The 25,375-nt window shown below is 27.4% G+C and carries 26 protein-coding genes; 18 read left to right on the plus strand and 8 right to left on the minus strand.

Annotated elements, in window-relative coordinates:
* Positions 1 to 97: 97 nt before the first annotated feature.
* From A8C32_RS17385 to A8C32_RS17395, 3 genes are all read left to right on the plus strand, one after another.
* Positions 98 to 1,006: an IS1595-like element ISAlg2 family transposase gene (locus A8C32_RS17385; RefSeq protein ID WP_069828596.1), complete on the plus strand. Its 909-nt coding sequence runs from the start codon at positions 98 to 100 to the stop codon at positions 1,004 to 1,006.
* Between the two features lie 107 nt (positions 1,007 to 1,113).
* Positions 1,114 to 2,439 carry a capsular polysaccharide export protein, LipB/KpsS family gene (locus tag A8C32_RS17390; protein ID WP_069831662.1) on the plus strand — a complete coding sequence of 442 codons (1,326 nt, stop codon included), beginning with the start codon at positions 1,114 to 1,116 and terminating at the stop codon, positions 2,437 to 2,439.
* Between the two features lie 45 nt (positions 2,440 to 2,484).
* Positions 2,485 to 3,420, plus strand: coding sequence for a glycosyltransferase family 2 protein (locus A8C32_RS17395; RefSeq protein ID WP_069831663.1), 936 nt, complete (start codon positions 2,485 to 2,487; stop codon positions 3,418 to 3,420).
* A gap of 103 nt (positions 3,421 to 3,523) precedes the next feature.
* On the opposite strand, the gene A8C32_RS17400 is transcribed toward A8C32_RS17395, so the two are convergent.
* The 7 genes from A8C32_RS17400 to typA all read right to left on the minus strand — a co-directional run bounded on the left by A8C32_RS17400 (position 3,524) and on the right by typA (position 13,408).
* Entirely contained in the window at positions 3,524 to 4,642 is a 1,119-nt protein-coding gene (locus A8C32_RS17400) for a glycosyltransferase family 2 protein (protein ID WP_069831664.1), read from the minus strand.
* Positions 4,632 to 5,930, minus strand: coding sequence for a hypothetical protein (locus A8C32_RS17405; RefSeq protein WP_069831665.1), 1,299 nt, complete (start codon positions 5,928 to 5,930; stop codon positions 4,632 to 4,634). The genes A8C32_RS17400 and A8C32_RS17405 overlap by 11 nt, the downstream gene beginning before the upstream one ends.
* 166 nt (positions 5,931 to 6,096) lie before the next feature.
* Entirely contained in the window at positions 6,097 to 7,701 is a 1,605-nt protein-coding gene (locus A8C32_RS17410; protein WP_069831666.1) for a phosphoethanolamine transferase, read from the minus strand.
* Positions 7,688 to 8,530, minus strand: coding sequence for a glycosyltransferase family A protein (locus A8C32_RS17415; RefSeq protein WP_069831667.1), 843 nt, complete (start codon positions 8,528 to 8,530; stop codon positions 7,688 to 7,690). The genes A8C32_RS17410 and A8C32_RS17415 overlap by 14 nt, the downstream gene beginning before the upstream one ends.
* A gap of 21 nt (positions 8,531 to 8,551) precedes the next feature.
* Positions 8,552 to 9,805: an O-antigen translocase gene (locus A8C32_RS17420; protein ID WP_123803468.1), complete on the minus strand. Its 1,254-nt coding sequence runs from the start codon at positions 9,803 to 9,805 to the stop codon at positions 8,552 to 8,554.
* A 78-nt stretch (positions 9,806 to 9,883) separates the two neighbouring features.
* Entirely contained in the window at positions 9,884 to 11,185 is a 1,302-nt protein-coding gene (locus A8C32_RS17425; protein WP_069831669.1) for an O-antigen translocase, read from the minus strand.
* Between the two features lie 423 nt (positions 11,186 to 11,608).
* Positions 11,609 to 13,408 (minus strand): translational GTPase TypA, encoded by a 1,800-nt coding sequence (gene typA, locus A8C32_RS17430; protein WP_069831670.1) that lies wholly within the window; start codon positions 13,406 to 13,408, stop codon positions 11,609 to 11,611.
* A gap of 167 nt (positions 13,409 to 13,575) precedes the next feature.
* Between typA and A8C32_RS17435 the strand changes: the two genes are divergently transcribed.
* The 5 genes from A8C32_RS17435 (at position 13,576) to A8C32_RS17455 (ending at position 18,306) form a co-directional block, all read left to right on the plus strand.
* On the plus strand, positions 13,576 to 13,935 hold the full coding sequence (locus A8C32_RS17435) for a hypothetical protein (RefSeq protein ID WP_069831671.1): 360 nt from the start codon (positions 13,576 to 13,578) through the stop codon (positions 13,933 to 13,935).
* A 325-nt stretch (positions 13,936 to 14,260) separates the two neighbouring features.
* Positions 14,261 to 14,977: a CAP domain-containing protein gene (locus A8C32_RS17440; protein ID WP_123803470.1), complete on the plus strand. Its 717-nt coding sequence runs from the start codon at positions 14,261 to 14,263 to the stop codon at positions 14,975 to 14,977.
* 124 nt (positions 14,978 to 15,101) lie between these two features.
* Positions 15,102 to 15,920, plus strand: a complete 819-nt coding sequence (gene kdsA, locus A8C32_RS17445; protein WP_069831673.1) for a 3-deoxy-8-phosphooctulonate synthase — start codon at positions 15,102 to 15,104, stop codon at positions 15,918 to 15,920.
* Positions 15,921 to 15,944: 24 nt separating this feature from the next.
* Positions 15,945 to 16,808 carry a hypothetical protein gene (locus A8C32_RS17450; protein WP_069831674.1) on the plus strand — a complete coding sequence of 288 codons (864 nt, stop codon included), beginning with the start codon at positions 15,945 to 15,947 and terminating at the stop codon, positions 16,806 to 16,808.
* A gap of 604 nt (positions 16,809 to 17,412) precedes the next feature.
* Entirely contained in the window at positions 17,413 to 18,306 is an 894-nt protein-coding gene (locus tag A8C32_RS17455; RefSeq protein WP_069831675.1) for a transporter, read from the plus strand.
* Positions 18,307 to 18,501: 195 nt separating this feature from the next.
* Here the strand turns inward: A8C32_RS17455 and A8C32_RS17460 are convergent, their stop codons facing one another.
* Positions 18,502 to 18,879: a DUF1801 domain-containing protein gene (locus tag A8C32_RS17460; RefSeq protein ID WP_069832087.1), complete on the minus strand. Its 378-nt coding sequence runs from the start codon at positions 18,877 to 18,879 to the stop codon at positions 18,502 to 18,504.
* Positions 18,880 to 19,001: 122 nt separating this feature from the next.
* Between A8C32_RS17460 and A8C32_RS17465 the strand changes: the two genes are divergently transcribed.
* The 10 genes from A8C32_RS17465 (at position 19,002) to A8C32_RS21545 (ending at position 25,351) form a co-directional block, all read left to right on the plus strand.
* Positions 19,002 to 19,610: a hypothetical protein gene (locus tag A8C32_RS17465; protein WP_069831676.1), complete on the plus strand. Its 609-nt coding sequence runs from the start codon at positions 19,002 to 19,004 to the stop codon at positions 19,608 to 19,610.
* Positions 19,611 to 19,666: 56 nt separating this feature from the next.
* Positions 19,667 to 19,960: a winged helix-turn-helix domain-containing protein gene (locus tag A8C32_RS17470; RefSeq protein WP_069831677.1), complete on the plus strand. Its 294-nt coding sequence runs from the start codon at positions 19,667 to 19,669 to the stop codon at positions 19,958 to 19,960.
* A 43-nt stretch (positions 19,961 to 20,003) separates the two neighbouring features.
* Complete coding sequence (locus tag A8C32_RS17475) at positions 20,004 to 20,498, plus strand: Coq4 family protein (RefSeq protein ID WP_069831678.1); 495 nt, start codon at positions 20,004 to 20,006, stop codon at positions 20,496 to 20,498.
* An 18-nt stretch (positions 20,499 to 20,516) separates the two neighbouring features.
* Positions 20,517 to 21,893, plus strand: coding sequence for a DUF4153 domain-containing protein (locus A8C32_RS17480; protein ID WP_069831679.1), 1,377 nt, complete (start codon positions 20,517 to 20,519; stop codon positions 21,891 to 21,893).
* 5 nt (positions 21,894 to 21,898) lie between these two features.
* On the plus strand, positions 21,899 to 22,330 hold the full coding sequence (locus A8C32_RS17485) for a hypothetical protein (protein WP_123803472.1): 432 nt from the start codon (positions 21,899 to 21,901) through the stop codon (positions 22,328 to 22,330).
* Positions 22,327 to 22,956, plus strand: a complete 630-nt coding sequence (locus A8C32_RS17490) for a SanA/YdcF family protein (RefSeq protein ID WP_069831681.1) — start codon at positions 22,327 to 22,329, stop codon at positions 22,954 to 22,956. The genes A8C32_RS17485 and A8C32_RS17490 overlap by 4 nt, the downstream gene beginning before the upstream one ends.
* 353 nt (positions 22,957 to 23,309) lie before the next feature.
* On the plus strand, positions 23,310 to 23,591 hold the full coding sequence (locus A8C32_RS21535) for a DUF2809 domain-containing protein (RefSeq protein WP_083253409.1): 282 nt from the start codon (positions 23,310 to 23,312) through the stop codon (positions 23,589 to 23,591).
* 309 nt (positions 23,592 to 23,900) lie between these two features.
* Positions 23,901 to 24,113 carry a DUF1361 domain-containing protein gene (locus tag A8C32_RS21540; protein ID WP_165605861.1) on the plus strand — a complete coding sequence of 71 codons (213 nt, stop codon included), beginning with the start codon at positions 23,901 to 23,903 and terminating at the stop codon, positions 24,111 to 24,113.
* A 47-nt stretch (positions 24,114 to 24,160) separates the two neighbouring features.
* Positions 24,161 to 25,069 carry an IS1595-like element ISAlg2 family transposase gene (locus tag A8C32_RS17495; protein ID WP_069828596.1) on the plus strand — a complete coding sequence of 303 codons (909 nt, stop codon included), beginning with the start codon at positions 24,161 to 24,163 and terminating at the stop codon, positions 25,067 to 25,069.
* A gap of 42 nt (positions 25,070 to 25,111) precedes the next feature.
* A complete protein-coding gene (locus A8C32_RS21545; protein ID WP_432416500.1) occupies positions 25,112 to 25,351 on the plus strand; it encodes a DUF1361 domain-containing protein in 240 nt (79 codons plus the stop codon).
* Positions 25,352 to 25,375 lie beyond the last annotated feature (24 nt).

The raw sequence follows: 25,375 nt of genomic DNA on the forward strand, positions 1-25,375 counted from the left end.
TTATTTAGTACCTTATCCCGTGATATTATAAAGCTTTTGAATATCCGTAATTACTAATAATTGATTAAAAATGCTTATTTTGTTAAAAAAACAAGTCATGAATATTTTTAGTTTTACCGCCCATTTTGATAGTGAAGAAGCTTGTCGTACTCATTTTAAGCAAGAAAGAGATAAGATAGGAGTTAAATGCCAGCGTTGTGGTCATACTCATCACTATTGGATAAAGGCTGTTTGGAGCTATGAGTGCAAATCTTGTAGAGCCCGTACATCTTTGAGAAGTGGTACTATTATGCAAAATTCTAATCTATCTTTTATGATATGGTATAAGACAATGTTTTTGATGACTACTACCAAGAAAGGATTTTCTTCTAAAGAAATCCAGAAACAGCTTGGTTTAAAAAGGTATGAACCTGTCTGGGCGATGGTTCATAAACTTCGTAAAGCAATGGGTAACAGAGATGCCCGCTATACTTTAGAAGGTATGATTGAAATGGATGAAGGTTATTTTACGGTCGAATCTTCTGAAATAGAGCAACAAAAAGGAAAAAGAGGTCGTGGTGCAGTAGGAAAGCAAAACGTAATGATAATGGCAGAATCCACTCCCTTAGAAGACCCGAAAACCAACAAGAAGGATCGCCAATGTCGCTACTTTAAAGCCAAAGTGCTGACAGATCATAAGGCTGATGGTGTAAATGATACTGTTAAAGAGTCTTTAGACGAACAAAGCATTGTTTTTACTGATAAAAGTACTTCATATGTTGATATTGCTGATTTTGTAGAACTACATATTAGTGAAAAATCAGATAAACAAACTACTAAAGAGACCTTGAAATGGGTACATATTACCATAAGCAATGCCAAACGAAACTTACTTGGAAATTATCACAAAATTAAAGGCAAATACCTACAACTCTACCTAAACGAATTTGTTTACAAACTCAATCGAAGATATTTTGAGGAAAAACTATTCGATAGACTAGTAATAGCTGGAATTACTGGATTATGAGTAAAAACGGATATTCAATTAAAGCTTTTTATTTAACCCCTTATTTTAAAAATTTATAATGTATTTTTAAACACATTTTAAGCTTTCTTATTACGTAAACACAAACTATGAAAATTATATGCATTGGTACTTTAGATAAGTTTTCACGCTTTTATTTAAAAATAAAAGAAAACTTAAAAACTGATAATAAAAACCACTTATTTCATATTTACAGTATTCATTTTAGTGGTTTTATGTATACTCTACTCAGGTTTAAGTTTAGTTCATGGCTACCTGCTAAAGGTTGGTTTAATGCATTAATAAATAAGAAAAAGTATTTACGAATAATAGAGAATAAGAATCAATATAAAAACATAAATTATAAAAATTTTATCACATTTCATTTAAAATTAAATCCATCTCTTTCAAAAATTAGTTTATTAATACAAGCTTTATCTTATATTGATATTTTAGATGATATTTTAAAGAAGAAACGACCAGATGCTATTATTTTATTAGGTGATTCAAGACTTAGTATTGAGATATGTATAGCTCTAGCAAAAGTTTATAATATCAAAGTATACTTTATAGAACAAGGCCCTTTTAATACCACTTTTTTTGACCCCCAAGGTGTTAACGCTAATGCCTCTATTAACAATATTAATTTAAAAAACGCTTCTCTTCCTACTAAAGAGCAAATTGAACTAGTAGATTATTTAATTAATAAGCCTAAGCAAAAAAAGTACAAAAGATCTCCAATATACAGAGGCATAGACTACAGTTTAGCTTATTTTTTTGAAAAAAGCTATCTATTCCCTCCTGATTTAAAATATACAGATACATTTCCAAAATTTTATAAATTCAAACAACAAGTTGTTTCTCCATTATCAATTAAACCTAAAGGAGAAATAAAACTTTACTTATTAATATTACAAGTCCCTTTGGATGTTAACATGATCTATCATAGTCCAAATTTCAAAAATCATTTTGAAATTGTTAAGGCCATTCATAAAAACTTACCAAAAAACTCAAAACTTATTCTAAGGGAACACCCTATTTATAAAGACAAATACGATAAAGAATTATATGATTATGTAATAAAACATAATCTTTCTTTTGATAATCATATCTCGTTAAAAGATTCTCTTAAACAAGCTGATGTTATTGTTGTTAATAATTCTACTGTAGGCATTGAAGCCATTTCGTTAAAAAAAACTGTGGTAGTGCTAGCAAATGCATATTACCGCCATCCCGAAATATGTATTAAGTATACTAAAAACGATAATTTAAATAGCATACTTACTAAAGCTCTTAATTTTAAACCTAAAGAACAATTTATTTATCATTTCTTATACAATTTCCTAACACAACACCTAATTGAAGGGTTTATAACCGATGAAAATTTAAATGCTCCTAAAAGTATCGCAAAAAAAATAAATAAAAGCTATACCTAAGTTTGAGTAAAACAATCTATTTTTACTAAAAATTCAATATCAACTATGCCTTTTTTCTCTGTTATCATACCTTTATACAATAAAGAATCACATATTAAGGACACTCTAAATAGCATCATAAAACAGAATTTTAAAGATTTTGAAATTATTATAATAAATGATGGAAGTACAGATGGAAGTCTTGAAGCAGCCAAATTAGTTTCTGACAATAGAATTAAAATATATAGTCAAAATAATTCTGGTGCTTCTAGCGCTAGAAACTTAGGAATAAAAAAAGCTATTGGTAATTATATTGCATTAATGGATGGAGATGATATTTGGTACCCTAATCATCTTCAAGAATTTCATAATAGTATCTCTAAATTCCCTGATGCAGGTTTATTCTGTAATGCATATGATATAAAATTATCAAAATCTCAAATAGTAAAAGCTAGTTACAGTATTCGAAAAAGAGAAATCCCTCATATTATCGATGATTATTTTTTAGCAAGTACAATTCGTTCTTTAGGCTGGACATCTGCTATTGCTTTTAGTAAAAATGATTTTTATAATATTGGAGAATTTAAACCTAAAATTACTTCTGGACAAGATCTTGATTTCTTAATTCGATTTGCTCTAAAAAAAACTGTCATTTTTAATCCAAAAACAACATGTTATTATGATAAAACAGTAGCAAATAGCTTATCTAAAGAAAATCATCAAGAGAGTAAACGTATTTTATTCAACAGTTTTCAACAAGAAGAAAAATTAAACAAATCTTTAAATATTTACTTAAATCTTAATCGTTATTCTTTAGCCATTCAATGCAAGCTTGCTAAAAACAAAACTACTTTTGCTAAATTGTATCCAGAAATTGACAAGAAACTACTCAATTTCAAACAAAAAATATTACTTGAAATGCCAAGTAATATACTAATGCTCACAAAGAAGTTTCACTTATTTTTAATAACTAAGGGTATATATATATCTTCTTTTAAATAAAGACAATTCATTTGTTTTAATTAAGGCTTTATATACTAATTGAATATTTATAAATTTCACTTTTAATGATTTTCGGAAACAGAAAATTATAAATAAAAGAAATTTAATTACTATCATCTTTCAAACCTAAAATACTAAAAAAGAAGCTAAATAAAATTAATTGAATTCCAAGTACCATAACTATTGTTACCGGTACAATAGTTTTTAATGTTTGATTTATATCTATACCTTCTTTAAACCCTAAGTAATACAAAACAAATCCTATAATAGTAAAAAACAGCCCAACTAATAAACCTCTTTCTAAAGTAAAATATAGAAATAGCTTATTATAACCTTTCTTTCTTGGTATTAACCCATGATTTGTTGCGTAAATCTTAGTTAGCGCGTAAAAAACAACAAATTGAAAACTAATTAAAAACAAACCAGCGAACAATGGTATCCATCTTGCTGCCTCATTGTTATTGTTTAACATGGTAACAAATGTTCCTATTATACCTATTAACATAAATAATATACCAGGTATTAAGAATAACCATTTTGGGCTATATAAAAGTAAAAATCTTAAATGTCTCCAACCGTCTGGAAATGTTCTTAAATGAGCCTCTCTACTTCTTCCCGCAGGAAATACTGTTGTTGGCACTTCTGTTATATTAAGATCCAACATAGATGCTTTTACAACAATTTCTGAAGCAAACTCCATACCAGTGGTAGATAACTCCATTTTATTATATGCCTCTCTTGTAAAACCTCTTAACCCACAGTGAAAGTCTCCAATATTAGTTTTAAAAAACAAATTACCAACGAAAGTTAATACGGGATTACCAACATAACGATGTAAAAAAGGCATGGAGTCTTTATTCGTTACACCTTTAAAACGATTTCCCATAACGAGATCAAATCCTTCTCTTAATTTTTCTATAAAGAGGTTAAGATTAAGAATATCATGGCTATCATCAGTATCAGCAGTAATAATATACTTTCCTTTGGAACCTTCAATAGCTCCTCTAGAAGCATTTCCATAACCCTTTTTTTCAACATTTATAACAATAGCCCCTAATTTTTCTGCTATTTCTTGTGAACCATCGGTACTCCCATTATCTCCAATGACAACTTCTCCTTTAATATTGTTTTTTTGCATAAAAGCCTTAGCCTTTTCTACACATATAGCAATAGTTTCTGCTTCATTTAAGCATGGCATTACAATAGATAATTCAAGACTCATTTAACTCTTTGTTTTTCAAAAATTCATTTAACAATATTATTATTATCGCAAAAATAAGCCAATCAAAATAGAAAACATAGCGTTTAATAGGATGAACAACCAATGCTATAAGCGTATTATTTGCAAACATAAATAGAGTTCCTAATAGGATGAATTTATATATAGCACTTCTATTAAATTTTGAAAAATAAAACATACTATACGCTAACAACATAAGGAATAAAAGCATTTGTTTAAATGATCCAAACGAATTTTTTAGATTTTTAAAAAAAAGTGTGATCCAACTTTTAAAATTTTTATTAACCAAGGGGAAGATTATTTTAGAACACAATCTATTTAAAGCTATATTTTGACTATTAAAGTCAAGTCCTTTATCCTTATAAAAATTCAGTCCCAATTTATAAATTCTTTTATTACATATCTTAGTAAAATTATCTCGATAAAAATAAGCATCATCATTACCATTATTTAAGCTTTGATTGCGTGTTAACTGGGCTTCTTTTAAGCTTTTATGGACCATTTTAAAATACACCCTTTCTTCTTTTTCTGTAAACAAATCTATATCACTTTCATTAGAAATATAAAATGGTGAGCTTATCAAATGCACATAATTCATTGCATTATTTACAAAATGACCAAATACAATTTTATTATAAATTCTTTCTGATAAACTAGTTATAAAAGGAAGTGTTATTAAAATGATTAAAAATTTAAAATTTTTAATCAAGGATTTACTTTTAAATATTAAATATGCTACAATTATTAATAATACTGGTATTAAAACTATAAACTGCCCTCTCGTTAAAATAATAACAATTAGTAATAAACTAATTTTATAAATATACTTTAGATCCTCTTCAATAAACATTTTTAATGCATAACTAAAAATGATTAAAAAAAATGGATAAGTTAAAGCTTCAGATAAAATGGTATTTCCTAAAAAATGTAAATAAACACAAGGTGCTAAGCATATTAATTGCAAAAAAATAAAGCCCAAAAAAGCTATATTAAAAATATTTTTTAATGTTTTTATCAAAAAACTAACACCATAAGCAATAATTGAATACTGGACTAATTTTAATGGGAATGCAAAATTGCTATCAAAAATACTTGTAAAAATCTTAAGAAAGATACAATAAACAGGACTATGATTAAAAGCCATATACAAAAAAGTATAGCTATCTGGATAATAAACAATTTCTTTATTAATTACTAGAACACCTATAATAACATATATTGAAATATAAATTAAGTCATAGATATTAATACTTTTATTAAAAACTTTCAATTTTATTTATTCTTTTTATGTTTTTTAAATGCCTACAACTTAGTACAAGCTATTGTTTTCTTTCGTCAAATCTATAAAATGCATACTATAATCCATAATAATATATCAAATCATTTGTCTATCAATTAACTTAAAATTATAACTCTTTCTATCTTAACAAATATTATTAATTAAAAAAAGTATCGTAATTTACTGTATCTTTTACCACCCGCTTTCGTTCTTTAAAATGTTCATTAAAAATACTTCGAGTGTATTCCACTTCATTTGCCTTAATATCTAATAAATCTGCTATAGAATGAAATAAATCATCAATCATATATTTTCTATCTTCAACAAATGGTATTTTTTTTTCTTTTTTATATTTTTTAGATTGCCAAACAAAAAATGGAATTTCAAACATTTTTTGAGAATAAATATCTTCATTATGTCCTGCCATATTTATATCATCAAACATTTCTTCTCCATGATCTGAAAAATAAAGTGCAAAACTCTTTGTATTTAAGCTATCTAATTTCTTAATAACACTAGATACTAAGAAATCGTTATATAAAATCGCATTATCGTAATGATTTATCTTAGTAAAGTTTTCTTCCGATCTAAAATCCGTAACTGGTTCTTCATGAAACTGATTAAACTCTTCTGGATATCTATTTTTATAATGATGATGCGTTCCCATTAAATGAATAAAAATCACTTTTTTCTTTACATCATTATTTATAACTTCATTAAATTCATTTAAGAGTTCTCCGTCTAAAACCTTACTATTACCTGCTATAGTAGTTGTTAAAAACTTATAATTCTTCGCGGACAAGCTAATTTTTGTTATCATACTCTCGTAAGGTCCTATAGGTCTTTGGTTTGACAACCAATATGTTTCATACCCTACACTATTAATCAACTGAATAATGGAACCCTCTGATATTTTCTCTGGGTTTTCATAATTTCCCAAAGTTAATATTTTAGTAAGTGCCCCAACAGTAAAAGCATGTGGACTAATAACATCTTTGTAAATTAATAGCTCTTCTTTTCGTTTTATAAGTTCTGGCGTTGTTTCTCTATAATAATTATAAAGTCCCAGATGAGTTCGAGATGTAGATTCTCCAACTATTATAACAAAAACTTCTTGTTCTTCTTTAGATGGCCTTTTATAAATATTATGAAAATCTCCATTTTTATTTTCTTTATAATCTCCTAATTTTTTAGACTCTATATAATATTCTATATTTGATTTTACCATCAAATATGGTACATTAAATACAATTAATTTAGAAAACTTTAAAAAGATAAGGATACCAATCAATAAACCCATTACTTTAAAACGATTAATGTTCTTAACAACTGTATTTATTAGGCTTATTTTATTTATTCGAAAAATAACAATGCTAGTAATAACGAATATTAAAAAAGTAAAAAGACTTATAGGTATATCTACATAAAAATCGATAAATTCTTTCGTTTCTTCCAAATTAGAATCTAAGGCTACAAAAATAGCTGAAGCACTAAAAGGAGTCTTAAAAAGGTAATAATAAACAGTTTCAAAATAAATACTTATTGAAAAAATTAAAAAGGAAAAGGCAAAATAATATATACTGAATCTTTTATTATTATTATTAGTAAAAAGATACAATGGACAAATAAGTGTTATAGCAAAAAAAATATTTTCAATTAAATTATAAATAATATTTAAAGCTATTTGATTAAATATGCATTCGAATATGAATGCAACTATTATAAGTATAAGATACCTTAAAAACACTTTATCTATTCGCATATCGCCCTTTTAATTCCTTATATTCATCAATTCCCTTAACTCCAACAGTATACTTATATAGTATATCCTTAAAAAAAATTCTTCTTTTTCTTAAAAGAAAAAAAATAAGTTTTAACAAAAATAAATAACTAAAGATTTTATAATCGATAAAATATAAAGCAGCCTGTGTTTTTATAAAATCGTCACTTCTAACATTACTTGTAGAGCGTTCTATAGAGTGCCTAACTATAACTCGATTTTCAAAATAAATTCTTAAATTTTTATTTAAAACTTCTTTTAAAAACAAATATTCTTCTCCAGAAGGGAAGAAACTACCTAAACCAAAAAAAGAATTAAATGCAATATTATTTTTTATAATATCTTCTCTTTTAAAAGCTATTTCAATTGATGACACCCCTCTTATATATCTCTTCTTAGAAAGTTTTCTTGATTTTTTTGAATAGTTTTTATAATTTTCCCCTGTAAATGTATCAATTTTAAACTCAACTATTGAAACATCTTTTAAACGACAAAAAGTATCAATAATTATTTCTTGAAAATTTTCAACATATTCAACATCATCATCTGCTATTAAACATATACTTCCTGTTGCATTCTTAATGGCTAAATTTCTACTTTTCGAGAGTCCTTTATCATAAGAATTTATGACTCTTATATTTTTAAACTCTGAAATTAACTCGCGCCCTTTTTCTGTTTGATTTATAATAAGAATATTTAAATCTTCTATTTTATTATAAAGAAACATGTCCTCTAAGAAAGACAATGAAACCCGGTTCATTGTGGAGATTAATATTTCTAGCGTTAAATTATTAGCTTGAGATTCTGTCATCGATACACATATTAATACTCTTTATAAACTTCTATTCTCTCCTATAAAACTATGTCTTAAAATATAACCTACAACCATAAAATATAAAACATAGCGAACAAAGTGAGCAATAACAATGCCCTCAGTACCGTAAATATCTATAAAATAAACTGAAAAACAATAAAAGAGTAAAACTGATAATATTTCAGTAAAAACAAAATAAGTCATTTGTTTTTTTGCTAAAAACTGATAAGATAAAACTATAGAAATAAACTTTATTAAATCACCTATTAATTGCCATTTAAATAAACTAGTCATATCTAAAAATTGGTCTGTAAAAAGGCCTTTAATTATTAAATCCCTAAAAAGGTAGATAAATACCATTCCCATAATAATTAAAGGTAATAACAATTTATAGATTTTTTTAACCTCTTTTCTAAAGTCAAAGGTTGTATTAATCTTAGCGTATTGAGGCAATATGTATAAAGGAAATATTGCTGCTAAAAATTGCATGTAAGTTTTAGAAATAGATGTCATTGCCGTCCAATAACCAGCTTCTCGCATACTAATTCTATTTTCTATTAAGTTTCTTATAGCTATATCTGTTATATTAATAAATAATATAACAACAACTGACATAACACTATAAGACAATAATTGTTTTTTAAAACTCAAATTGAATGAGAACAGCTCTTTTAAATTAATATACGCTTTATGCCTTTTTGAGAAGAAACTAAGGTAGCTTATAAACTGTATTAAAGGAATTACACTAATAGCTAACAAACTACCCTTCAATCCTTTATTGAAGGTTAAAAGCACAATTAAAAATGTACTTACTATAATTGTACTTAATACCGTTTTTGAGTATAACTTATAAGCAGAAATACCGTTTAATAAAGAACTTAAAATAGCATTGACTGCCATAAAAGGGATTATGAACGATAAGATTTTAAATATATAAGCATAGTTTTTATCTGTGCCAAAAATGATATCATTAAAAGTATCCGATAAAAAGAATAAAATTACAAACGAAACTAAAGCCGCAAAAATACTAAAAACAAACACAGTTGAAAATAAATTATTAAGCTGTTTTTTATCATCTCTATTTTCAGAAATATATTTCACTAGCCCATTAGAAGTTCCTAAAATAGAAAACTGTCCAAAAAAAGCAATTACATTTTTTAAATTACCTACTAGTGCAATTCCTTCTGCTCCAATTAAAATAGCTAAAGCTTTTTGAGAAATCAAAGCAAATCCCATTCTGACTAAAACCAATAATGTATTAGCTGAAGTCACTTTTAATAACAAATTATTCTTTATGAAACTTGGTATATTCAATAATTCAGCTGGGTAAGTAAATTAATTAAAAGTAATTTAGTCCTTTTCGCTTTCTAAACAAAAAAGAGAACTCCCAAAAATAAGTAAAATTATACCATAATACATTATATAACTCACAAAATGAGCAATAACAGCACCTTTAACATTATCAAACAGATTGATAAAATAAATGCTTGTTGTGTATAAAATTATAACTAAAAAAGCCTCAGTTAAAATATAATGCCAAAACATTTTTTTAGCTAAAAATTGGTATGCAATAACAATTGATAAAATCTTAACAAAATCGCCTAATAATTGCCATACGAACAAGTCTTCCACTGGTAAAAATTCATTAGTAAATATGACTAATATGATATACTTTCTTAATAAATATATTATAAATAAAGCTACCACTAAAATGGGAATTATAGTTTTATAAAAGCTAAATACTTCTTTTTTAAATTCCTTAGTATCAGTAATCTCAGAAAAACGCGGTAAAATATACAACGCTATTAAAGAACTAATTAACATTAAATAGTATTTAGATATTCTAGTCATAGCTACCCAAAAACCTGCATCTTTATAACCTATATTTTCCATAATATAAGATCTAATCGCAATAACAACAAATGGTAATAAGACAGCTGTAAAGAGCGCCATTAATGAATAGGCGCTTATTTTTTTTAAAAAACCCAAGCTAACACTATTAACCTTTATAAGGGGCACTAAACTACGTCTATTAATAATGCCAACCAATGTAATCAGAAATATTAATGATTCTGCTATAACAGCAGATATTAATGCTCCATCTAACTTATCTTGGTAAATTAAAAGCAAAGCTATTGAGACACTTAATATTTGCCCAATAATATTAATAATGATAAGTATTTTATACTTTGAAAAACCATTCATTATTGAAAATGAAAACATATTTAAAGAATAAAAAGGAAGTACTATGGCAAAAATTTGGATGACATAAGCATAATCATTATAAGTAGGAAATATTATATTATTTATGAGTTCTGCATTGAAATAACAAAGAAATGATATACTTATAGTAGAGATGAATCCAGTATAAAAAACCGTAGATAGTGTTTTACTTAATTGTACAGTGTCTTCTTTAAATATTGAAACATATTTTACAACACCTTTATAAAAACCATGTGTAGCTATAGTTTGGAAAGAATTCACGAAATTACGCAAATTCGCTATTAAAGCTAATCCTTCCGCTCCAATAAATACTGCAATAGCTTTTGAAGTCAATAATCCTGCAATTATTCTAGTTAATACAGAAGCTGTTTGTAACGAAGCTATTTTAGCTAAAACCTTACTATTTATATAATCTATTAATTTTTTCAATTAATATGAATTTTCTTTACCAACTCGGCCTATTTTTTAAAATTGTAATGTGCATACCATAAACGCTGAAAAGAATATATTATTCTTTCATTTTTCATCTAAAAGAAACCAAATATACAAAATCATTTAGTGCTAGTTTATTATCTTAAAAAACGTAAGACTAGACATACAGATACAGAGGAGATCAAGATTTCTTTTTAAGGAGGTAATATAAATTAATACTAAATATAGTTATGTTAGTAATAATTATGGGTTTTGAAATTGGTTGAAAAAGAAAGCCATAAAACACGAATAGTAAACAACCTAAATTGTTTACTATTCGTAATTTAATAACCGATTTCATTAAAAATGATAATAGTACAGTAGCCATCGCTAAATACCCTACCCATTCTATCCATGAAATCCCAAAGAATTCCATCTTTGTTATATTGACTTGTTTCGTTTACGTTCTACTTCAGTTAAATAAATTTTACGTAATCTTAAATGATTTGGAGTAACCTCTACATATTCATCTTTTTGAATATATTCTAAAGCTTCCTCTAAAGAAAATTTAATAGCAGGTACTATTTTAGCTTTATCATCTGCTCCTGATGAACGTACGTTACTTAATTTTTTAGTTTTAGTTACATTAACAGACATATCATCTCCACGAGAATTTTCTCCAATAACCTGTCCTTCATAAATATCTTCTCCTGGATCAACGAAAAACTTACCTCTATCTTGTAATTTATCAATAGAATAAGGAATAGCTTGTCCTTTTTCCATAGACACTAAACTACCATTTTGACGTTCTGGAATACCTCCTTTTAACGGTTGGTATTCTTTAAAACGGTGTGCCATAATAGCCTCGCCAGCTGTAGCTGTAAGTAACTGATTTCTTAAACCTATAATTCCTCTAGACGGAATTATAAACTCACAAACCATACGCTCACCTTTTGCTTCCATACTAAGCATTTCTCCTTTTCGCATCGTTACCATTTCTATAGCTTTACCTGATACTGTTTCTGGTAAATCTATAGTCATTTCTTCAACAGGTTCACATTTTATACCGTCAACTTCTTTTATAATTACCTGAGGTTGTCCTATTTGAAGCTCATAACCTTCACGACGCATCGTTTCTATTAAAACCGATAAGTGTAATACACCACGTCCAAAAACCATAAACTTATCTGCACTATCAGTTTCGTTTACTCTAAGCGCTAAATTTTTCTCTAGCTCCTTGGTTAAACGCTCTTTAATATGTCGAGATGTTACAAATTTTCCATCTTTACCAAAGAAAGGTGAATCGTTAATAGTAAACAGCATACTCATAGTAGGCTCATCAATAGCAATAGTTTTTAATCCTTCAGGATTTTCCCAATCGGCAACAGTATCACCAATTTCAAAACCTTCTAAACCAACAATTGCACAAATATCTCCAGTTTGAACTTCTTCTACTTTCTTACGTCCTAAACCTTCAAAAACATGAAGCTCTTTTATTTTAGATTTTACGATACTACCATCTCTTTTAACTAAAGAAATATTCTGACCAACTTTAAGTTCACCTCTAGTTAAACGCCCAATAGCTATTCTTCCTGTAAAAGAAGAAAAATCTAATGATGTTATTAACATTTGTGTTGTTCCTTCTTCAATTTTTGGTTCAGGAATATGATCTATAACCATATTTAACAATGGTTCTATGTTTTCTGTTTCATTTTTCCAATCATCGCTCATCCAATTATTTTTGGCTGAACCATAAACTGTTGGAAAATCTAGCTGCCACTCTTCTGCACCTAATTCAAACATTAAATCGAAAACTTTTTCATGTACTTCGTCTGGAGTACAGTTTTCTTTATCTACTTTATTTACAACCACACATGGTTTTAAACCTAAATCGATTGCTTTTTGAAGTACAAAACGCGTTTGCGGCATAGGTCCTTCAAAAGCATCTACTAATAATAAAACACCATCAGCCATGTTAAGTACACGCTCTACTTCTCCACCAAAATCGGCGTGACCAGGTGTATCTATAATATTAATTTTTGTATCTTTATATATTACAGAAACATTTTTTGAGGTAATAGTAATTCCTCTTTCTCTTTCTAAATCGTTGTTATCTAGTATTAAATCACCAGTATTCTCGTTTTCACGAAATAACTGACAATGATACATAATCTTATCAACCAAAGTAGTTTTACCATGATCTACGTGTGCAATAATTGCAATGTTTTTAATATTAGCCATAATAGTGCCTTATTTTAAGCGTGCAAAGGTAAGTGTTATTTTATAATTTAGTTAAAAATTTACTATAATAAAAATCAATTATAGTTTTTATACATAAATATTGTTAGTTTTAGTATAAAAAAACAACTAATACTTTAATCTATCAACTATCAAAAAAGGTATTAACTATGACTTTATTTCAAAGATACGCAAAGTTTACTCCGTACTTATATTTTATAGCTATTACTGGATATTGGTTTATCGTAGTAAACAAAAACGAAGGAATTACTGCTTACCCTATTTTATTATTTGCAGTTCCCTTTTTATGGCAACTTTTTAAACCTAATAAAAAATTAAATTTTGTTTTAGGTATTACCTTTGTGTGTTTATCATCATATATTATATTAGCTTATCTATCAGATATTTTTAATATTATATCATTATCAATCCAGATTAAACAGTTTATGTTTTGTGGAGGAATTTTTGTTATTGTAAACTTTGTAATGGCATTATGGATGATAAGAAATAGTTTGAAAGAAAATATTTAACATCTTTTCATGTTCTGCTTTTCCTTTACCTAAAAATATTTTTTTCATCTTCTTTTTAAAAACCTACCTGTTCACATAATACCTGCTTGTTTTAAGTTTCTAAAAAACGACTACAACCTTAAACTGTCTAGTAATCTTAATGTTTTTTGTTATGTAGATTTATTGAAATATTCTAAATAAAAAACGTAGGCTATGTATTTATCATCATGCTGCAAAAGCAAAACATCCTGAGAGAATTCTACTTGATTAAAACCTAATAGTCTTTTTTCGTACTTAAACCGTAAATATATTCATAACTATTAATTACCCCCTAAAACCTACAATTTTGAAAACCTCAACTATCTTTATCTTAATGTCTTTTATGCTGTTTGCTTTAAAAAATAATGCTCAAACTAAAGCACAAGCACAAGAAATGCTTCAATTAGTTAATAATTTAAGAGCCAAAAATAATCGTACACCTGTTTACTTAAATAATAAGCTTAATCTATCTGCAAAAAATCATTCTAAAGATATGGCAGACAATAATTATTTTGATCATGATGGCTTAAATGGCTCATCTTTTTCTGATCGTATTTTTAAAACAGGTTATTCTGGAAGTCCTAGAGGTGAAAACATTGCAGCAGGTAATAGTTCTGTTAAAAATACCTTTGACCAATGGGTAAATAGCGCTGGACATCTCGACAACATACTTAATCCAAATATAAACGAAATGGGTATTGGATACGGTTTTAATAGTAATGCTAATTATCGTCATTATTGGACTCAAGTATTTGCCTTAAACAACTCATTATCAAATGAAAAAATTGTTGCATCTAATTTCACAACCTACCCTAACCCTGTGAATGATGTTCTTTTTATAAAAACCTCACTCGATTCTAGTAACTTAAATTATACATTAATCTCTTCTACAGGACAATTAATTATAACTGGAACAACTTCAGGAAACAATGGTACATTTAAAATAGCTGTTAATAATCTGTCAAAAGGTGTTTATTTTTTAACTCTAAATAAAAATACAGTACGAAAACTAATTAAGCTCTAAATAATAAGGGATCTTTGTATTACGTCTATTTTTAAGAAATACTATAATTACTTTTGCTATTAGAAACATTTAAGGCATATAATTTTTTAAAATGATTACATTTGCAGCTTAAATTTTAAAGCATATGAACCTTAACGAAGTTCCCAAAATAAAACACACCAATTCAAACAACTTTTTTCTACTATGTGGTCCCTGTGCTATTGAAAGCGAAGACATGGCATTACGTATTGCTGAACAAGTAGTTACGATTACAAACAAATTAGAAATTCCTTATGTTTTTAAAGGAAGTTTTAAAAAAGCAAATAGAAGTAGAATCGATAGTTTTACTGGAATTGGTAATGAAAAAGCTTTAAAAATTCTAAAAAAAGTATCTGAAACTTTTGATATCCCTACTGTAACTGATATTCATGAAGTTAGTGATGCTGTACTAGCAGCTCAGTATGTTGATGTTCTGCAAATTCCTGCTTTTCTAGTAAGACAAACAGATTTAGTTGTTGCTGCTGCAGAAACAGGTAAAGTGGTAAATTTAAAAAAAGGACAATTTATGAGCCCAGAAGCCATGAAACATGCTGTACAAAAGGTTAAAGATTCTGGTAATAATAAAGCTTGGATAACAGATAGAGGTACTATGTTTGGTTACCAAGATATGATTGTTGATTTTCGAGGAATTCCTACTATGCGTGAATATGCTCCTACTGTTTTAGATGTTACTCATTCACTACAACAACCTAACCAAACTATTGGTGTTACTGGAGGTAGGCCCGATATGATAGAAACTGTTGCCAGAGCAGGAGTTGTTAATAATGTAGATGGACTATTTATAGAAACTCATTTCGACCCTGCAAATGCAAAAAGTGATGGAGCTAATATGCTTCATTTAGATAATTTAGAATCTCTCTTATCTAATTTAGTTACAATTAGAAAAGCAATAAATACTCTTTAAGCACCCTTAATTTTTTCACCTTAAATGAAATACTTTACTATTAAACCTATACTATTAGGTATAACTCTCTCTTTACTTTCTTTTAACTCAATAGCCCAAGATATAAATTCTAAAAAATACACTTCATCTAACAAAGGTAAATTCTTTATAAGTTGGGGTGGAAATAGAGAAGCATATTCAAAATCTAATATAAGGTTTAAAGGAAAAGATTATGATTTTACAATAAAAGATGCTTCTGCTAGAGACAAACCTAAGGGATGGCATGTAGATTATATAAATCCAACAAGAATAACGATACCTCAAACTAATGTTAAAGTAGGTTATTTTATTTCGGATAATTACACCATATCACTAGGCATAGATCATATGAAATATGTTATGAATAGAAACAGGTTTAAAACTGTTGATGGTTTTATTAATTTACCAAACACTGAAGAAGGCTCAATATACAATGGTACTTATAATAATGAAAACTTTTTTGTGTCAGAAGATTTTTTAAAATTTGAACATACTAATGGTTTAAACTATGTCTATACCGAATTTTCTAGATATGATGATATTTCTAAACTATTCAGTATTCAAAATACAGATAAATTTCAAGTAAATATGACTGAAGGTTTAGCTGGTGGATTTTTGTTACCAAAATCGAATACAACGCTATTACAAAAAGACAGATATGATGAGTTTCACTTATCTGGTTATGGTATTTCTGCTCATGCAGGCCTTAACCTAACATTTTTTAAACACTTTTTTATGCAACTAGATTTAAAAGGAGGTTATATAAATATGCCAGATATAAGAACTACTAGCAATACAGCCGAAAGTGCTTCACAACATTTCTTTTATTTACAACGTGTTGTATCTTTTGGAGGTATTTTTAAAATTTAAGTATACCTACTTACCAAATAACACACCCTAACTTTATTTCCTATTATTTTTTCTTATGATAGGAAAACATCTATTCTACTAACCAAGATAAAGATGATAACCAAAAACACCAGAACTATACATAAAAGAAATTAATGATAAATTAGACGACGACACTTATATAGTAGTCGCAGTAATATCTTACAATAATACAGATACAGTTTACATAGAACAAAGTAACTTACCAAAAATTTAACACTTCTTCAAGAATGATATAAGTTTACTATTTTGTGCTCAATTTTTATAATACACTTTCTCTTCTTTTCTTATGTTCTAAAAGAACATTTTCACACGTTTATAATTATTCTCTCCTACAATACTTCAAAATCTACTATTTCTCTAGAAAGAAAACTTATTATTCTTAAAAATCCTCCTCAAAACTCAAACTTTTTAAAAAGTATAAAACAATCAATATAAGGTTCTTACATACTATTATTCGTATACCTATTTATAAAAAATATTACAAAATGTTAGATGTAAAACATTTTCAAAAAAAAAACGAGATTAATTTCGCACAAATAATAAATATTTTAAATCTTATTATTAATTAATAACTTACAAAATTATGTCAAAAAAGTATAAAAAAATTATAGCCAAAGTTTTTTTTCTAGTATCAGCTATTGTTTATTCTCAATCACCAGTTAGTGGATTTTATGCAAAAAAAAATGAGTTATCAATAGCATCTGGCTATTCATTTAAAAGTTACAACAAATTTTACAGAGGTACTACATTAAGTGATAACACTCCCGCTAATTTAGGAAAAATAACCTCATCAATTGTTAATTTATATGGTGAATATGGTATTTCGGATTGGCTCTCTACAGTAGCAAGTGTTCCTTATATTTCTATTAAAAGCGAAACTGGAGTAGATCCCATACAAAATAAAAATTTAGTAGAAGGTGTTCAAGATTTAGGAGTAACACTTAAGGCTAAAGCCTATGAAAAAACTTTAAAAGGCGCTTCTAAATTAACATTAGGTGCTTCTGCTGGTATCAACATCCCTATTAGTGATTATGAAGCTAGTGGAGTATTATCTATAGGTAATAGAGCAACAACTATAGATTTTATTGCTATAGCTCATTACACAAGTCCTTTTAATGTATTTGCAGAACTACAAACAGGTTATAGTGATAGAAATAGTAGTGATTTTGAAATACCAAATGCGGCATTACATATCGTAAAAATTGGGTATTTTAATGATTGGATATATGTACATACTAAATTGGGAATTCAGAATTCATTATCTGGCTTAGACATAGGTACTCCAGAATTTGCCAAAGCAGGTGGTCCTAATGCTTTACCAGAAACAGAAGTAGATTATACTTCATTATCCTTTGATCTATACACCCCTGTTTACAAAAAAACTATTGGTCTTTCTCTAGGGTTTGCTACAACATTAAATGGACGTAATTTTAATGCTGAATCTGGTTTTTCTCTATCCTTAGTTTACAAATCATAAATAAAACTACTATAAAGAAGCAAATATTTTGAGGGTATTATAATTAATTACAATCAAAATAGATTACCCCATTTTATGCATTCTAATTTTCAATATACTACTACTTTTTTATTATCAAACATCTCAATATTATTTATAGCGACAAAATTGTATTGATATCAGTCAAAAGTATATGGGTTAAATGCATAAAATGGGTTAAATAAGCCAAGCTTTTTTACTTTTACTCAATAACTCTGAAGCAGCATGTAAAAGCTTGACAAAATTTTCATGATCTAAATCTTCTAAAGTTTTTAATTGAATAGAACGTACTTGTTTTCGTTTATTATCATTTTTTAAGACAGGAAAATCTTTTTCTAAAAGAATGCCTTGTACAAAAGCGACATCAACATAATCCTTTCCTTTTAAAACATTTAAGTAAATCATTGGTTTTTTTTCAATGTTATAAAACGGGATTCTATAACTATACTTCTCCTCTACTTCTGGTAACGTATCTAGAATAATACTTCGTATATAAAGCATTATAGATTGATAAGGTTCTTTTTGATTTATAAAATATTCGTCTACTGGCTTCACTGTTTTCAATAGATTTAATAAACTCGTTTAAATAAGTTCAATTATAAAATTCAAACTTAACAAAAATTTATGATGTCGATTTAAAAAATATTCATTTACTTTGTATTTCAAAGTACTTTTACATGGAGCCAAAAGATTATTTAAAAGATATTAATGAAATTAAAGACATGATGAATAAATCATCCCGATTTATATCATTAAGTGGTTTATCTGGAATACTTGCTGGGGTTTATGCCTTAATTGGAAGTGCAGTTGCATACTGGTTAGTTAGAACATCTGCAAGAGGATATCTAATTCTAGATGGTACAATTTTCAAACTGTGTTTATTAATTCTCTTTTTAGTTGCCTTATTTAGTATTACTACTGGTATTATTTTAACCACTATAAAAGCAAAAAAACACGGAGCCAAAATTTGGGACAGTACATCAAAACGTTTAGTTTTCAATTTTCTAATTCCTTTAATAGCAGGAGGACTTTATATTTTAATCATTTTAATTCAAGGTAAATACGGTCAAACAGGAGCTTTAATGCTAATTTTTTACGGCTTAGCTCTGGTAAATGCATCAAAATATAGTATTGGATATATTCGCTATTTAGGGTTTATTCAAATTATACTTGGTTTAATTGCTACCTTGTTTCCTGGATATGGTTTTTGGCTATGGGTTATAGGCTTTGGAGTCATGCATATTATATATGGGGGATGGATGCATTTTAAATATGATAGAAAATAATTAACTGTATTAAGTATACTTTGAATTTAAAATTTTAAAACTTAGAATTATCTATAGTGAGTATTATAACCAATATAAATAAAGTATTCGATCACCGAATTAGATTAGGTATCATGTCTATTCTAATGGTGAATGAATATGCAGATTTTAATATGCTTAAAGAACTTCTAGGTGCTACAGACGGTAATCTTGCTAGTCACACTAAAGCCTTAGAAAAAGCAGAATATATTAAAGTTGAGAAGCAATTTATAGGAAGAAAACCCAATACCCGCTACTCTGCTACCAATATAGGAAAAGCGGAATTTAAAAAACACATTAATGCACTCGAAAAATTAATTAACAAACAATAGATATTTTTTTATTTATCTACTTTGAAAAACAAAGTACTTTAAAATGGATTATAGGAAACAAATTATTAAATGGTTTTTTGATAAATCTCAAAAGATTTATGGAATCATGCTTAGAAAGTATATACCATGGGAAATTAAAAAAACAGAATTACTTACTTACCCAAAGGATTCGTTTGGAAAACACTTAGGGATATTCTTAAACAACAATAATTTTGAACTAATCCCTAAAGGAGAAAGACACGATGCATATCATATAATAACAGGATATGGAACTAAAGTTGAAGATGAAATTGCCTTACAATTCCTTTGCTTTGGCAATGGAAAAAGAAGCCTATACATATTCGGTCCTATTATTCTAGGAAGCATTATACTCCCTGAATACTTTAAATATTACTACAAATCATATCGTATTGGAAAAAACGCAAACATATTTCATCACTACGATTATAAAAAACTTTTAAAAATATCAATAGAAGATTTTAGACAAGCCATATTTTCAAAAGCTCAAATTGAAATAATCAAACTACAATACAAATAGATATAAAAAACAAGCATTATGAAAAACATCCCCCTTATTATTTCTGCTATTTTATTTAGCACCCTTTTTTACAAACAAGACACAGGCTTAAACTTAAGTATATTCAGTTTTATTACAATTATCATCCTAATTATATATAATAAATTAGCGTTTAAACAAAAGAGTACCATAGTTTTTAGTCTTATATATTTAATAACTGCAATAACGGTATTCGTCTATAATTCCAACTTATCAATAATATCAAATACCGTTGCGTTTTTCACATTAATAGGTAATGTTTGTGAGCAAAATTCATCCATTTACATAAATTGGATAAATGGACTCTACTCATTTATAGCTGGTTTTTTTCATCGAAAACTTAATGTTACTAACAAAGATGAAAAAATATCTAAACAAGAACTTGATTATCTGCATTTAGCAAAAATAATTGGCATTCCATTAATAGTCATTATCGTTTTCATCAGCTTATATAAAAATGGAAATCCTATATTTAGTAATCTTATTTCTAAAATTGACTTTAGCTTTATAAACTTACAATGGATCTTATTATCTGTTTTGGGTTATTATTTATTCAGTAACATTTCGAAACCAGTAGAAGTAGATCCAGCTACATCTTACGATTTAAGTACAGGAAACATATTAACTAAAAAAAGAGAGTTGATTATAGAAAATCTAAAAAAAGAAAATCAATTTGGTCTTATTCTTATAGTTTTACTAAATGTATTAATCGCCTTTTTTCTTATTACCGATATTACGTATTTAATATCTACTACAGATTTTAGAGCGCCCACTTTTTCAAATCAAGTACATAGTGGTATTAATGCATTGATTGCTTCTATAGTAATAGCCATAATAATTATACTATACTTTTTTAGAGGAAATTTAAACTTTTATAAAGCTAATAAAAACCTAAAAACAGTAACGTATACTTGGATCGCACTCAATATTATGTTAGTCATTAATATTGTAATTAAAGATTGTCAATATATCTATTATTTTGGTTTTACCTATAAACGTATTGGCGTTTTAATTTACTTACTACTTACAATAATAGGTTTATTTACAACGGCTATTAAAGTAAAACATATAAAAAACTTTTGGTATTTATTTAGAATAAACACTTTAACTGCTTTTACCATATTAATGATTTCTAGTACGATTAATTGGGATAGTTATATAACACATTACAATCTTAACTATGCCAAGTCTATGGATTTTAAATATTTGATAGACCTATCAAATAACAATACGTTCTTTCTTAAAAACTATGCCGAAAAAAATGATTTAAGTAATGAAAGAAAAGCGGATGTTGAAAAAAAGTACCAAAACTATTTAAGCAAATTGAAAGATAACAAATGGCAAGAAGTACAATACGATAACTTTAAAATTCAATAAAACTTATGAACCTTTCTCTTACTATTTTAAAATCAATAGTACTTGCAACATCCATTTTTTGGTTGGTTATTATTTCTGAAGACTTTGAAGCCTCCATGTTTTATCTTATACTTTTATCAATAATTCCAATTTCATTATGCTGTACCATAGTAATACTATCTACTATTGCTCCCTTTTTTTGGTTCAAAAAAAATAGTAGAACTAATAAAGACATCTTTAAAAAGTACTTCCCTTTCTATGCTATAGTAAGTTTTGGTTTGTGTAGTTATGGTATTTACGAATCTAAATTTGGGGCTTACCTTATAAGCTTTTTTGCTTCAGCATTTTTTACAACGTTGCAAACATGGGTTTTATTAGTAAATCATAATAAACAGAAAAGACATATTACAACCAGTACAAAGTACATTCAAACTACAAAACCTGAAGATAACATATGAAATATTTAAAAAAGACCGTTTTATTTGGTGTTATAGCATTAATAATTGTCCTATTTATAGATTATTCAGTATCTCATAAAGCAAAAGACTTTATTTATGATGACATCTCAACAATAAGTAAAAACAAGGTTGGTCTCATTCTAGGAGCCAGTAAATTAACAACTAGCGGCAATATTAACTTGTACTACAAGTATAGATTAGAAGCAGCTATATCATTATACAAAGCTGGAAAAATAGAACTCATATTAATTAGCGGAGATAACGGAAGAAAAGGTTATGATGAACCTACCGATTTTAAAAACGATTTAATTAAAAACGGGATTCCAGAAAATAAAATATTTCTCGACTATGCTGGTTTTAGAACTCTGGATTCTATAGTAAGAGCCAAAGAAGTATTTGGACTTACTGAGTATACTATTATTTCTCAAAAATTCCATAATGAACGTGCTATTTATCTAGCAAGACATTTTAATATTAACGCTATTGCTTTTAATGCTAAAGACACTCCTACTCGCTATATCTTTAAAACTAAATTACGAGAATATCTAGCAAGAACTAAGGCTTCAATAGATATGTTATTTAATGTAAGCCCTAAATTTTTAGGAGATAAAATAGAGATAAAATAAACCAGAAACACACAACACCTATAAATTTCATAATCAAAACAATAGTATGAATAAATCAATAACTACAAGTAAAACTATAGCTATTTTAAGCTTTGCTATTGGACCATTCTTTTCATACTTGAATTAAGCTTTAGTATAAGTATAGGGTTTATATATCTAGGATTGATATTCGTAATACTAGCTGCCTGTATAAATATGATTTCATTAATCATTTTAATTTTTTTTCTACTAGACCCAAATAATCAAAAATCTGAGCTTATAAAGACTTGTTTCATTGTTTTATCAAACATCCCTATAGTCATTTTATATTTCACTATTCTTAATTCACAACTAATTTATTAAAACATAAAACCATGACTTTTAAATTCAATAAAACATATTTAATACTAACAATAACACTCTTTATAACAGAAGTTTTAATAGCATTATATTTAACAAGTGGCTTTATTCGTTACACTGTTGGAGATTTTCTAGTTGTCATACTTTTGTATTGTTTCTTTAAAAGTTTTATCCTCGAAAATTATTTAAAAATTGCTCTTTCAGTCTTACTATTTTCTTTTTTCGTTGAGTTTATGCAATTAATCAACATCCTTAACATATTGAATATACAAGACAATCAATTGCTTAGAACATAATTAAGAAGTACCTTTCAAGTTTAAGATTTAATTACTTATACATTAGGCACAATAATTGTTATGATTTTTGAATACAAACTAAAAAACCATGGATAACATCAAACAATTTCTATGCAACAGATACAAAATTGTATTTGCTCTATTAATTACTGCAGTTTTTAGCATGATATTATTAATGGTTAGAATGAAAATTACAAATTCTTATTTTTATTTATTCTTAGTTTGGAATTTATTTTTAGCTGTTATTCCCTTTAGTATTACAAGCTATTTACTAAGTTTTTCTATACCTAACAAAGTAGTCCTTATATTTTGTTCTGTATATGGTTACTCTTTCTTCCTAATGCACCATATATTATTATCGATTTTCTGCATTTAAAAGTAAGCCCTAATCAGTTACTCTGGTTAGATGTTTTAGTCCTATCTTCTTTTGCTATAACAGGATTAATTCTTTTCTTCTTTTCGTTATTAGATATGAGAATAGTTTTAAAACAATTTATAAAAAGCAAATTTGAATATCCGTAATTACTAATAATTGATTAAAAATGCTTATTTTGTTAAAAAAACAAGTCATGAATATTTTTAGTTTTACCGCCCATTTTGATAGTGAAGAAGCTTGTCGTACTCATTTTAAGCAAGAAAGAGATAAGATAGGAGTTAAATGCCAGCGTTGTGGTCATACTCATCACTATTGGATAAAGGCTGTTTGGAGCTATGAGTGCAAATCTTGTAGAGCCCGTACATCTTTGAGAAGTGGTACTATTATGCAAAATTCTAATCTATCTTTTATGATATGGTATAAGACAATGTTTTTGATGACTACTACCAAGAAAGGATTTTCTTCTAAAGAAATCCAGAAACAGCTTGGTTTAAAAAGGTATGAACCTGTCTGGGCGATGGTTCATAAACTTCGTAAAGCAATGGGTAACAGAGATGCCCGCTATACTTTAGAAGGTATGATTGAAATGGATGAAGGTTATTTTACGGTCGAATCTTCTGAAATAGAGCAACAAAAAGGAAAAAGAGGTCGTGGTGCAGTAGGAAAGCAAAACGTAATGATAATGGCAGAATCCACTCCCTTAGAAGACCCGAAAACCAACAAGAAGGATCGCCAATGTCGCTACTTTAAAGCCAAAGTGCTGACAGATCATAAGGCTGATGGTGTAAATGATACTGTTAAAGAGTCTTTAGACGAACAAAGCATTGTTTTTACTGATAAAAGTACTTCATATGTTGATATTGCTGATTTTGTAGAACTACATATTAGTGAAAAATCAGATAAACAAACTACTAAAGAGACCTTGAAATGGGTACATATTACCATAAGCAATGCCAAACGAAACTTACTTGGAAATTATCACAAAATTAAAGGCAAATACCTACAACTCTACCTAAACGAATTTGTTTACAAACTCAATCGAAGATATTTTGAGGAAAAACTATTCGATAGACTAGTAATAGCTGGAATTACTGGATTATGAGTAAAAACGGATATTCAATAAAGCAAAATTGAAAAATACTTAATAACATTTATAATCTTACTTACTGCATTTGGTATTTATTTAGGGAGATTTTTACGCTATAATTCATGGGAGGTTATTCAAAATCCATCGAATTTATTTAACGATATTTTAAGTATTATAATCCACCCAAATAAACACTACGAGGCTTGGTTATTTACCATATTATTTGGTATATCTTTAAATATTGGTTTTTGGGTATTTAATGTTTTTGTTAATTCTAAAACAGTTTACAATGACTAAAAACAGTTAAAGTAAAATAGATAC

Source organism: Flavivirga aquatica (assembly GCF_001747085.1).
Taxonomy (GTDB): domain Bacteria; phylum Bacteroidota; class Bacteroidia; order Flavobacteriales; family Flavobacteriaceae; genus Algibacter_C; species Algibacter_C aquatica.